The organism is Fulvivirga sp. M361, from assembly GCF_007097395.1.
Lineage (GTDB): Bacteria > Bacteroidota > Bacteroidia > Cytophagales > Cyclobacteriaceae > Fulvivirga.
Genome location: NZ_VKDC01000022.1, coordinates 16,175 through 29,374, shown reverse-complemented (window position 1 = coordinate 29,374; position 13,200 = coordinate 16,175). Strand labels below are relative to the sequence as shown.

9 protein-coding genes are annotated in these 13,200 nt (G+C 40.5%); 8 read left to right on the top strand and 1 reads right to left on the bottom strand.

Annotated features, from left to right (window positions below; genetic code table 11):
- Nucleotides 1-280 precede the first annotated feature (280 nt).
- From FNH22_RS21165 to FNH22_RS21145, 5 genes are all read left to right on the top strand, one after another.
- On the top strand, nt 281-3,250 hold the full coding sequence (locus tag FNH22_RS21165; protein WP_255518124.1) for a glycoside hydrolase family 3 N-terminal domain-containing protein: 2,970 nt from the start codon (nt 281-283) through the stop codon (nt 3,248-3,250).
- A 42-nt stretch (nt 3,251-3,292) separates the two neighbouring features.
- On the top strand, nt 3,293-4,153 hold the full coding sequence (locus FNH22_RS21160; protein WP_185154335.1) for a phosphodiester glycosidase family protein: 861 nt from the start codon (nt 3,293-3,295) through the stop codon (nt 4,151-4,153).
- Between the two features lie 335 nt (nt 4,154-4,488).
- Nucleotides 4,489-4,686 carry a hypothetical protein gene (locus FNH22_RS21155; protein WP_143400443.1) on the top strand — a complete coding sequence of 66 codons (198 nt, stop codon included), beginning with the start codon at nt 4,489-4,491 and terminating at the stop codon, nt 4,684-4,686.
- Nucleotides 4,677-4,967: a type II toxin-antitoxin system RelE/ParE family toxin gene (locus FNH22_RS21150; protein ID WP_143400442.1), complete on the top strand. Its 291-nt coding sequence runs from the start codon at nt 4,677-4,679 to the stop codon at nt 4,965-4,967. Before FNH22_RS21155 ends, FNH22_RS21150 begins: the two co-directional genes overlap by 10 nt.
- A 402-nt stretch (nt 4,968-5,369) precedes the next feature.
- Nucleotides 5,370-6,605 (top strand): M14 family metallopeptidase, encoded by a 1,236-nt coding sequence (locus FNH22_RS21145; protein ID WP_143400441.1) that lies wholly within the window; start codon nt 5,370-5,372, stop codon nt 6,603-6,605.
- 33 nt (nt 6,606-6,638) lie between these two features.
- Here the strand turns inward: FNH22_RS21145 and FNH22_RS21140 are convergent, their stop codons facing one another.
- A complete protein-coding gene (locus FNH22_RS21140) occupies nt 6,639-7,628 on the bottom strand; it encodes a hypothetical protein (protein ID WP_143400440.1) in 990 nt (329 codons plus the stop codon).
- Between the two features lie 201 nt (nt 7,629-7,829).
- Here FNH22_RS21140 and FNH22_RS21135 point away from each other — a divergent pair, with 201 nt between their 5' ends.
- The 3 genes from FNH22_RS21135 to FNH22_RS21125 are packed head-to-tail and all read left to right on the top strand — an operon-like array spanning nt 7,830 to nt 13,183.
- Nucleotides 7,830-10,853, top strand: coding sequence for a SusC/RagA family TonB-linked outer membrane protein (locus tag FNH22_RS21135; RefSeq protein WP_143400439.1), 3,024 nt, complete (start codon nt 7,830-7,832; stop codon nt 10,851-10,853).
- Between the two features lie 28 nt (nt 10,854-10,881).
- Nucleotides 10,882-12,336: a SusD/RagB family nutrient-binding outer membrane lipoprotein gene (locus FNH22_RS21130; RefSeq protein ID WP_143400438.1), complete on the top strand. Its 1,455-nt coding sequence runs from the start codon at nt 10,882-10,884 to the stop codon at nt 12,334-12,336.
- Nucleotides 12,337-12,370: 34 nt separating this feature from the next.
- A complete protein-coding gene (locus tag FNH22_RS21125; RefSeq protein ID WP_143400437.1) occupies nt 12,371-13,183 on the top strand; it encodes a hypothetical protein in 813 nt (270 codons plus the stop codon).
- Nucleotides 13,184-13,200 lie beyond the last annotated feature (17 nt).

Here is a 13,200-nt window from a genome sequence, read left to right as displayed (position 1 = left end):
ACTAAACGTTCTATTGGCCAATATTTATACCTGGTTACAGATTAATATGTAAACAACTGGTTAATATAGTTATTAGATCAATTGCTTCATAGAAAAACTGCAGGGCAATTCATCAAAATTGCGGCAAAAATAGTCAAGTTGGCTTTCCAAATCACCAATTAATGACTTTAGTGTGAGGAAATTGTGCATCCTATGCTATCGATCGCCTACTATTCATGCACCTATAACAGTTACCATTCAATTTTTTGTTAAGTTCAAAGGCCCAATTCAACACGTCGTTATGTTGCAAAAAACAGTTTCCGGATCAGCGATTTTATTATCACTCATGCTACTTACCTCACTCGCAGGTTTTGGTCAGAATTCAAACCTAATGACTGATCTATCTCATAGTCATATGGCCCACTGGGTAGACTCTGTCTTCAATACGCTCTCCCCAGACCAAAAGGTCGGACAATTATTTATGACAAGGTTATATTCTAACCGTGACAAGCGATACGAGGATGAAATGGACAGGATCATCCGCTCCTATCATATTGGAGGGTTGGTCACAGCCCAGGGAGGTCCTATTAGACACGCCCGATTATTAAATAAATACCAGGGCTTAGCCAAAACTCCCATGTTAATTGCTACAGATGCAGAATGGGGCTTGGGCATGCGGCTGGACAGTACAATGAATTTCCCTTATCAAATGACATTAGGAGCAATTGATGATGACCAACTCATTTACCAAATGGGGCGTCAAATTGCGGAGCACCTTAGCCGGGTGGGTGTGCAGATTAATTTCGCACCTGTAGTCGATATCAATAATAACCCGGATAATCCCGTGATAGGGTATCGGTCTTTTGGAGAAGAAAAACGGAATGTGACACACAAAGGTACAGCCTATATGAGAGGGCTTCAGGATAATGGTGTACTAGCTGTTGCAAAGCATTTTCCAGGACATGGTGATACTAACACTGATTCACATAAAGCCTTACCTTCCATTACAAAGAGTAAAGAAGGCCTCGATAGTTTGGAGCTTCATCCATTCAAATCATTGCTCAAAAATGGCGTGGGTGGTGTGATGGTGGGTCACTTGCATATTCCAGCGCTGGACCCGGAAGAGAATATTCCCTCTACCCTTTCCAAACCTATCATAACCGGGCTGTTACAGGAAAAACTTGGTTTTGAAGGCCTCGTTTTTACCGATGCTATGACGATGCAGGGCGTCACACAACACTATTCGGTAGGCAAGGCAGCTATTCAGGCCATTTTAGCAGGTAACGACATTCTACTCGTTCCAGAAGGTGCACCTCAGGCCATCGATGAAGTGAAAGAAGCTGTTAACCGTAAGATCATCACCCCGGCACTAATTGATCAGAAATGCAGGAAGATACTGATGTACAAATATTTCATGGGGCTGTCAAAGCCACAAAAAATAGACACGGATCACCTGGTTAAAACACTTAACTCCCCGGAAGCCAGGCTATTGAATCAACAACTGGCCGAAGCTTCTATCACATTATTAAGAAATGAAAATGACCTACTACCACTCCGTAGATTAGATACATTGAATGTAGTGAGTGTTTCTATTGGGGCTGACAGTCTGAGTACTTTCCAAAAAATGCTATCTAACTACACCAAAATAAATCAGGTAAACTTGCCTAAAGATGCCACACCTACTCAGATCCAGGTAGCCAGGAACCACATCAGCGAACACAACCTTATAATAGTCAGCCTCCATGAGGTGTTTAAAAGACCTAATATAAACCATGGTTATACGGGTGAAGTAGCTTCCTTCGTCAATGAGCTAACACAAAAGAATAATGTTGTAGTAACATCATTTCTTAACCCTTATACACTGGATCATTTCTCCGGACTCCACCGGTCATCAGCTCTTTTAATAACTTATCAGGATTCTGAAATAACGGAGAGAACAGCAGCTCATTTGATTTTTGGTGCCATCGGAGCACAGGGAAAATTACCTATTACCATAAATCAACACTTTGCTTTACGTGATGGGATAGTGACTAAAGGAGGGTTAAGGTTAAAATACACTTTACCGGAGGAAACGGGCATCAATACTCATTCACTTCATTCAAGAATAGACTCCATCATAACTGAAGCCATTGGCGCAGGCGCCTTCCCCGGTTGTCAACTCCTCATTGCTAAGGACCAGAACGTGATCTTCTATGAGGCTTTCGGATTTCACACATATGATAGCACCAAACAAGTGCGTAAAGACGACCTGTATGACCTCGCATCGGTGACAAAAGTAACCGGGCCTCTTCCTCCGCTCATGAAACTGCATGACGAAACGAAATTTGACCTCGATGCTCCATTAAAGCTGTACTGGCCTGCATTCAAGAGATCAAACAAAGCAAACATCACCTGGCGCAATGTACTGGCACATAATGCCAGACTCAAAGCCTGGATCCCGTATTGGCGTACCACGATAAGAAAAAATGGCCGATTTAAATCGAATACGTTACAGTCTGATTCTTCAGAGAGCTATCCGATAAAAATCACCTCAACATTATACGAACACAAGAATTATAAGGACAAGATCTACAAGGCCATCAAAAAAACCAAACTCAATAAAAATGCCGGCTATTTATATTCGGGTCTGTCCTTTTACCTGTATCCGAAAATGATAGAAGATATGACCGGCGAGCATTATGAATCTTATACAAAGGAAAACTTTTTCTTACCTCTTGGCGCCCATTCACTGACGTATAACCCATTATGGTTTTATCCGAAACATAAGATCGTACCCACGGAATTAGACACTTTCTTCAGAAAAGAGCAGATCCACGGCACGGTACACGATGAAGGCGCTATTATGATGGGGGGTATATCCGGAAATGCAGGCCTGTTCGGCAATGCCAACGACCTGGCAAAACTGATGCAAATGTACCTGAACCTGGGCAGCTATGGCGGGGATGAATACATTACGAACTCCACGTTCAATAAGTTTACTTCCTGTCAGTATTGCGAGCAAGGCAATAGAAGAGGGCTCGGTTTTGACAAACCCTTGCTAAAAAACCCTGAAAAAGGTTATGTTGCGCCTTCTGCCAGCCCCAGGAGTTTCGGACATTCCGGATATACAGGCACCATGGTTTGGGCTGATCCCGAGTACAATTTGCTTTTTATTTTTCTTTCGAACAGGGTCTACCCCACACGGGAAAACCGAAAGCTGTATAACATGAATATCAGGCCAAGGCTACACCAGACCATATATGACCTTATGAATGTCAACAGCGAGGAATGATCAATGCGTTTTCACAACTTCAAAAATCACCACTACACCCAAATGAAACTATTCCAGTTCCAACGTTTGTATTTTCTAAATATACTGCTGCTATTCATCCTACCGTTCAGGACAGGACTTGCCCAGGAAGAGATCAATCCGGCACTCATAGACACAGACTCATGGCTGACCGAGCAGCTGACACCTGGCCTGACCTGGAAATACAAGCACTTTGATAGTCTGTTTCAGTCTAAGCAAAGCATTAACATCCTGGAAATTGACCTGGCACATTCACTTGAAATGAAAGTAGTCTACCTGGACTCAGGGCTTCAAAAAACGAGTGTTTTTGGGGAACAAAACGACGCGTTAGCCGCCATAAATGGTACTTTTTTTAACATAAAAGAGGGAGGCTCCGTCTGTCTTTTGATGGCTAACTCCAAGATTATCAATGTCAACGACCCAGCTTTAAACCCGCAACATGGGAATGGGATCATAGCCATGGATAGCAACAAAAAGGTATCTGTCATTGCTACGCCAGAAGGAGGTACTGAAAGTCTAAAAAGTTTTCAGGAAGTCATGTCTTCCGGCCCACTCTTATTACAAAATGGAGCATTCATGGAACTGGTCCAGGATAAATTCAATTTGAACAGACATCCCAGAACAGCGGTGGGCATAACGGACGACAATCACCTGGTGCTTTTGACAGCAGACGGAAGAAATGCCGAAGCTGCAGGCTTGTCTACCAAAGAGTTAGCAGAATTCATGAAAGCGCTGGGTTGCATGGATGCCTTAAACCTGGACGGTGGAGGCTCTACCACCCTATGGACTAAAAGTAAAGGAGTGGTAAATTTCCCTTCTGACAACAAAAGTTTTGATCATGAAGGCGAGCGGGAAGTCGCCAATGCTTTGGTTATTCGACGGTGACTTTTTGCATTACCAGAAGAATATTTATCCGAGCCACCCGGGCCTCTGAATGACGATTATCAAATAAGCCTCAAGCCGAGATGGGTCATGACTACAAAAGATTAATGGAAAGGCTGGTAGAAGTCCCGTTTTTAAGCGTGCGGTAAAGTACATGTTTTAAGGCTATACACTTTTTATTAAGGTTACTTGTTTCCAATATGGTTTCAGTAATTGTTATATTTTTAACCGTGTATTTAATAAAGACTGAATTGCCTGTGTTCTCACATTTGCCTTATGCAACCTAAATAACCAACGAAAACGTTATATTTACTATTAGGTAATTAAGTTTACTGCTTATGAATATTGAAAAGAGAAAATATCATTTAATTGAACGTGTAATGCAATTCAATGAAAATGAATTGAGGAAAATAGAGGCATTTTTAGAGGAAGAATCAAAATTGTCATCTTCATTGGATCAAGCGTTGCAACAAGTACAAGAAGGAAAAGTGACACCTCATAGTGAAGTGAGGAAAAAATATGAAAGATGGCTTTAGAAATTTTCTGGACCGATGAAGCCAAAAAAGATTTAGATAATATTATTGAATACTTAGAAAGTCGGTGGACCGATAGAGAGATAAGTAAATTTTTTAATCGCCTTGAAAAATGTTTAGCTCATATTCAAAAAGCCCCGCACAGATCAAAAGATTCATTACGTAAGCCAGGTACTAAGGAATACCAACATTCTCCTCAAACAACTATTTTCTATTCCTATGATAACGATAAAATCAATTTATTGAGACTTTGGGCAAACCCTAAAGACTCTACGGAATTATAACCTGTCAATATAAAAACCATCAGACCCTCTCAATACTAAAAGTATGGATCGGAGACATTGATGTGCGTTCTTAGTCAAGCTGAGTGAAAAGTACTGACTCAATGTAACGAAGATTTGTATTACCCTTGGTTTTCCAGGTTGAGTTCACACGAGGTCTAATCGCATAGCATACCTAAGGAAGGACATATGAAGTGCTAAACAATTCAAGTTATCGACCTGAATCGCAGGGCGTACAAAGATTTAAGTATAGCTGCTAATGACCTCCTCCCCTTAATAGACACGGTCAGAAGTAGAGAATCTGGGCTTAACATCAGCTATTCAAAAGTTATATCGCACCAACCTGGCAATGAACAATATAATTATTTCCTATTTTTAATCCCTCGAAACAAACCTCACGTGCCCATGCACTTCCATACTATCGTATTCCTTTTTTTCCTATATCTCGCAGCCGCCTGCTCCTCTACCAAAAAAACAGCCGCTCCTTTGTCTTATGACCCTCCAGGATCAACCAACACAAAAACCAAACCCATTGAAACCCAGAAAAAAGGTGCTTTCTCTATAGATGGGATTACCGTAAGCAATGAATTCGATGGTGCAAGGATGAATGGATTTACAAAGATCAACGATACGCTATACCAGATAAGCATCCATCCTGAAAACGCCCCCATTAATATGAGTCCCTGGTATTCTTTCAAAATTAAAGCTGAGGTAGACAAAGAGGTCTATCTTCATCTCAGCTATAAGGATGGTAAGCACCGCTACTATCCGGACATCAGCCGGAATGGTATGGACTGGCAACCCTTTGATAGCACAAGGTATATGCTGCAGGAAAATGACAGCGTTATATTGAAACTTGATCTATCAACGCAGTATCAATGGATCTCAGCGCAAGAGCTCATGACCTCAAAACACAATGAAAGCTGGGTAAATGAAGTGTCAGCATTGGGTTTTGTAACGAAACAATCCATTGGCACCAGTAGAAATGGTATCACGATCAGCGCTCTTAAAATAGCAGTGGATAAAAAACAACCTTTATTAGTGGTCATAAGCCGTCAGCATCCGCCGGAGCTGACAGGTTATATTGCCATGAAAGCGTTTATGAAGGAAATCACAGCTGATACGGAACTCTCTAAAAAATTCAGAGCGCAATTCGGCACTGTGTTAGTACCTATGATGAATCCGGATGGAGTAGACAACGGTCACTGGAGGCACAATGCAGGTGGGGTAGATCTTAACCGCGACTGGCAATATTTTAACCAACCTGAAATTGATCAGTTTCAAAAGTATGTCCATCAACAAGTAAAAAACGGGGACCACAGCGTAGCCCTGGGGCTGGATTTTCATTCCACCCATGAAGATTTGCTTTATACGTTTAACAACGAGACTTTTCCTGAAAGTAAGGGCATCGTAAAAAACTGGATCAGCAGGTTAAGACAAGCTTTTCCGCGGGAAACGATTACGGAAGAAGACGGTGGCGCTGAATCGCCCGTTTCCAAAAACTGGTTTTTAAATGAATTCAAAGCAGAATCCGTGACGTATGAAGTAGGTGATGATACTCCCCGGGCCTTTGTAGAGGAAAAAGGAAAAGTATCTGCACAGATCATTATGGAGTTACTACTCGAAAAATATGGAAAGTAACTTTACCCTACTGTCATATCATCTTTCACCAGCTTATTTTAATGCTTTTTCGGGAAAACCCGGCAATTCATGAAAGCTGTGTACTAATGAAGTGGTAATGAGATTATGTGCACTTCGTTTGAAAAAATCTACCATTTGTGACTCTTCACAGGGTTCATCAAATACAGTATCAAAAGGTATTTCTTCCGCATCGGTTTTATCGTAGTCATAAGGCTTTGCCTGTCTGACCAATACATTTTTGATCCCCAACGCATGTCCTCTCCTGCTTAACGTAGTGGAAACACCTATTAACAGTTGTGGATTAGTTTCAAAACCTACATTGAAAACATGGCTTTCCTTTTCATTCCAGTTAATATTTTCACATTCTATATATAGCGCTCCATCCCGAATGGCCACACTTGAGCTTTTATAATAATGACCCACGGTCTTAGTTATACCTATTATTCCTTGATTTGGGTCCTCTTTGATCTGGAAAGGAGCCTTTACCAACACACGACTTCCATCCGTCTTTTGATAGTATCGGAAGTAACACCCTTGATAGTGGTTTTTCAAAAGACCTTCTTTCCCTTTAAGCTTAGACTTTAGTGATGTTTGATCCGGTGCATCTGACTTCTTCCAGTCGTCCCAACGGCCCATGTCAATTTCAAGAAAAGTAAGCAACACGTTTAGTTTCTTGTCCTTGGCATTTCCATTCTGCCAATACAAATACAGTGTTTTACCACTGATCCAGTGATGCGGATTGTAATCATTAAGCCCTTTCAAGTGAGTAATGAAATCGTCAATACTATTTAATCTATATTTGAATAGGACATTCTCTAATTCTTCTTTACCGACAAGTAGTAAACCGCTCACCAAATAAGGGTGATCTATCACTTCCTGAGTCACTTTAAAGTTTATTCTCCTGGCAAATTGGTCAAACACCGTGCGGGTATATTTAGTCCAATCCAATCCATACTTTCGCCGGTCTACAACGCCGGAAAGATTAGAGTTTTCTATAGCATACTTTATTTTATCAGGTATCATTCAACGCTAAAATCATATTTAATAAAGCTTCGAACCGCAGGGTTACAAAGTTTTGACTTAGATGTGACAGATTCAATACTACATAAAAACTCAAACTACTGCAAATGAGTTAATTACGATTTCATCAAAAAAAATCTGACACATTTTAGTTTCCTTCTGACTTATCTAATATAGATACGCTCAAAAAACCTTATTAAGCTTATGAAGAAAATTTTTACATGTTTAATCCTAATATGTGCTTCCTTGATGTCAATGGATGGTCTTGCCCAGCAAACTATCAGGGGTACAGTAACATCAGAGTCTGATGAGACTCTACCCGGTGTTTCCGTTTTGATGAAAGGTACTACTATAGGTACTGTGACTGACATTGACGGCAACTATACATTAGCTGCACCTTCTTCTGCACAGACTATTATCTTTTCTTTTATCGGTTATGAAAGTGTTGAAGTCTCCATTGGAGGTCGTAATGTCATTAATGTTCAAATGAAAACAGACGTAACTCAACTCACTGAAGTAGTCGTAACATCATTTGGAATAAAAAAAGAAAAGAAAGCACTTGGTTATGCCATTCAGGAAGTGGGAGGAGAAGATATATCAAAAACTACGCGCCCAAACCTGATCAATGCATTACAAGGACGAATTGCGGGAGTTTCAGTAGGAACCACGAGTGGCTTACCCGGATCATCTTCTTCTATTGTGATAAGAGGAGGATCCTCTTTAGGTGGAAGTAATCAACCTCTTTTTATTGTTGATGGAATTCCTATCGATAACACCACCCTCGATGAGGGCGACCTTCTCAATTCAGCCCCTAATCGTCAATCCGACTATTCAAGCCGGGCGACGGACATTGATCCTAATGACGTTGAAAGTATTACTGTATTAAAAGGCCCTGCCGCTGCCGCGTTGTATGGCATTGACGCTGCCAATGGGGCTATTATTATTACCACTAAAAGTGGTGAAGCAGGTAAAGCCAAAATCAGTTACACCAATAACTTTAGGTGGGAAAAGGTAAATCGATTTCCTGATTTGCTAAAGCAATATAATACCGGAACAGAAGGAGTCAATGATCCTGAAGCTTTTGTTCACTGGGGAGAACCAATAGGTCCTGACAATCAGGTATTTGACAATGTTGAAAACTTTTTTGAAACTGGTTTTACACAACTTCATGGGGTCAATGTAAGTGGTGGTTCGGAAAACCTTACCTACATGGCTTCCGCCAATTTTACAAGACAGGATGGATCAGTCCCAAGTACAGGGTACGACAAAAACACCTACAGGGTCAACCTAACGGCAAAGCTGAATCCTAAGCTAAAGCTGACCACCTCAACCAGCTATATACGTACCGAATCAGAGCGTATCTCAAAAGGTACCGGAAGTATATACGCAAATATATTAAGGTGGCCTATTACTAATGACATCAGAGCACAAGGGAATTTAAGTGATGATGAAATTGAAAATCCACTTTTCACGGTTAAAAATAATAGTATAACTGATGAAACAGATAGAATTTTATTAAACGGAAGTTTGACTTACGATATTTTCGATTGGTTAAGTGTAACCGGACGAATTGGTACCGACGTTTACACCACAAGAGGACTGACCACCTACAGCCCCGAATCAATACAAAGATATCCTGGCAGAAGTATCGCTCAAGAGGTCAATGGTTTGATGGCGGAATATGAAGCTTACAGTCAATTATTAAACTCTTTTATATTGATTAACGCCAACAAATCATTCGGTGACTTTAATATTGGAGTCACATTAGGCAACAATATTGAAGACAGGGATTATCGCGTAGATTCCAGGTATGGTGAAAACATATTGGTGCCTGGTCTATATAGTATTATCAACACTGATCCAGATTCACGTGAGGTAGGAGTACGTGGCTCGCGAAGAAGATTAATCGGAGTATTTGGAGAAGCAAAGATCGACTATAAAAACATGTTGTTTCTAAGTATAACTGGTAGAAATGACTGGTCTTCCACCTTACCCGATCAAAACAACAGTTTCTTTTATCCTTCTGTGAGTACAAGTTTTGTTTTTTCTGAAGCTTTCAATCTAGATACGAACTCACCCATATCATTTGGGAAAATCAGAGCATCTTTTGCACAAGTAGGTAAAGATGCCCCGCCTCATCGTATTCAACCAGCTCTTCAGGAATTCACACGATCCGGAGGCGGATTTAACGTTGGTTTTTTTGGTCCTAATGACAATATAAAGCCAGAGACAACAGTATCCTATGAAGCAGGGCTTGATATTCGTTTCTTACAGAACAGAATAGGCCTGGACTTCACTTACTACAATGTCCGAAGCAGGGATCAGATAGTAGACCCAAGATTAAGTTATGCAACTGGGTATATTCTCCAATTGGTCAATGCAGGTGAGATAGAAAATCAAGGGCTTGAGATAATGATCAACGGTCAGGTGATAGCAAATAGTGCATTCAACTGGAGCGTTAATGCCAATTTTTCTCTTAATCGAAACAAAGTGATATCGCTTCCTGGTGATCAAGAAGAATTCTATCTGTCTGATACCTGGTTGGCAGGTAATGCCAGAGCCGGATACGTTCCTGGTAAATCCTTTATGACCATTACTGGTTATTCTTATGAAAGAAATGACAACGGAGAACTCCTGATTGGAACGGACGGATACCCAATAGTAGATGCTACTTTTACAGAGATTGGTAATCGTGAATCAGATTTTAGTATAGGACTTACTAATACGCTGACTTATAAAGGTTTTACACTTTCTTTTCTCATGGATATGCGAAAAGGAGGAGATATATATAACTCAACAGAACGATCACTTACATTTTCAGGTTTGAGCCAACGTACAGCCAATCGTCAAACAAGAGTGGTATTTGATGGTGTGCTTGAAAGCGGGGAAAGAAACACCCAGGAAGTATTACTGGATGAGGATTTCTATACTTCAAGCCGTGGTAGAACGGAGTCCTTATTTGTGGAAAAAGATATTAATTGGTTTCGATTAATGGATATCACATTAAGTTACCAGCTACCTTCTTCCTTATTAAGTAATGTATTTATTAATAGTCTTCAGGTCAACGTTACAGGTACGAACCTGATCCTATGGTCAAACTATGATGGTGCTGATCCAAGCCTTAATGGATTAAACGCTTCAGCCGGTGGCAGTAATGCTGTTGGTTTTGACCATTTCTCTGTACCCAATCCCAGCACATTAGCCATTGGGCTTCGTGTTGGCTTTTAAGTTTTTGATCATTTAAAACTTAGTAATTATGAAAAAAATAAAACTTTTATACATAACCCTGGCACTTGTTATAATGTCTTGTGAAGATTACCTGGATATTAATGACGATCCATTTCTTCCTCAAACAGCTACACCAGACCTATACTTGCCGCAGATCGTCTATTCTATGGCTGAAGGTGAAATGTTTGATAGCCGCTACGTAGGAGCAATTACACAGAACTGGGCATGGGTAAATGCCAATAATGGTTTTGATCGTCATGCTTCAAGTAATAGCAGTGGAACACAAAAATTTAGAGATCATTATTGGTCAATAGGTTCAAATCTAAATGAAGTAGCCGAACAGGCAGAAGAGCTTGGGCTGGCTGATTACTCAGGTATTGTCAATATTATACGCGCCTGGAGTTGGCAAATAGTTACGGATCACCATGGCGAACTCCCATTCCGTCAGGCCTGGGACAATACACGTACTAGCTTCGATTATGATCCTCAAAAGGATATTTATGCAGGCATCCATGAATTATGTAACCAGGGTATTGAATTATTAAATAATCCAACAGGTCAAACTGATCCAAAATTGGCAGACATGGAGAAGCTTTACAATGGAGACGTAAGTAAATGGATTAAGTTCGCTTATGCTATAAAGGCCCGAAATGCACATCATATTTCAAATAAAAGCTCATATGATCCTGCAGCAGTAATCAACTTTGTGGATAACTCTTTCGAAAGCAACGAGGATAATGCAGAGGTGCCCTTTGATGCTGAGAGTTCCGCCACAAGTAGTTTTATGGGACCCTCCAGAGGTAACTTTAATAGCCGTTTAAGAACCCAATTGATTGTAAGCTATCTCGATGGCACATATTTCAATGGTGTGACTGATCCAAGATTATCTTTAATGCTCAATTCTGATACGGACTCCACACAGAACTACATAGGAGTAGTTCCTACTTTGGGAGATACCACTACAAACATTCGTGTGCCTAGATTATATGGAAAGTACATCTTCACAGATGCTGCCCCCTATCCATTGATCACCTATTCGGAACTTCAGTTCATAAAGTCGGAAGCTGCTTTTATACAAAATAATTTACCCCTGGCTTATGATGCTTTTCTCAAAGCTATTCAAGCACATATGGACTTTACAGGTGTATCCCCGGCAGAAGCAACTCAATATTTGTCTACAGCCATTCCTCAAGACGCAAGTGATCTTGAACTAAATCATATTATGATGCAAAAGTATATCTCTCTCTACTCGAACAATGAAACATGGTCAGACCTGAGAAGGTATCAATATGATAATACCGTGTATCTCGGTTTTACACTTCCGAGTGAATTTGCCGCAGACAATAATGGTAAACCGGCCCAAAGGTGGCTTTTAAGACGCTTCTCCGAATACGACTGGAACAGCGACGCCTTAGAGAAAATAGGGGGTCTTGAATTAGATTATCATACAAAACCGATTTGGTTTAGCACTGATGAGGAATAAATTTTTAGTCAAAGAAGTTATTAATAATTGAACCATGAGAAAATTTATATATGTATTATTAGCATTGGCTGTTATAGTTCAGACTGCCTGTGAAGAAGACCAGGAGGATTTGGAATACAGAGTTATTGGTGCCTTACCAACGGTGATTATAACCAGTGACACACCTACCGCATTGGACCTGGGAGCAACATATAACATTGATGTCCTTTTTTATTCTCCAAGTATCGATATAACCTCTTTGGAACTTGTCGAAACCATTGGAGATGGGGCTGAAACAATTCTGGAAGCTGAACTTTTCAGCAATTTCAATAGATTTGGCTCACAAGTTCGGTCATTCGCCTATACTCCTCCAATGTCCGCAGAACCAGGTGATGAAATCATTATAGAAGTAAGAGCTATTGCTGCCAATGGATTAATCAGGAATCCAGCATTTTCAGCAGTAGTCTCAGATTGTCCCTCTGCCTCCCTAGAAGGTACATATTTAGCTGTAACCACGGCTCAAACCCCATTTGATGGTCCTTATGACAATACCGGAAGTCCTTTTGAAGTAGTAATAACGGATAATGATAATGGCACATTTGGCATCACAGATATTACAGGAGGTCTTTATGGTGAATTTTATGCTGACATCTATTCAAATTTGGGTGTAGTATCACTTCCAGCCGTGCTTGATAGAAATTCATGTGAAGTATCCGCAGACGATGTCCCAGAAGATCCAGGCTTTCAAGGATCTTTTGGCGATAATTTTCTGGACGCAACGGGTGTTATAGACGGTATTGGCTCAATTACTATTAACTTTTCCAACGACTCAGGTGACTCAGGCACAACCATACTCGTTAAACAATAAAATAGATTAACCAATTC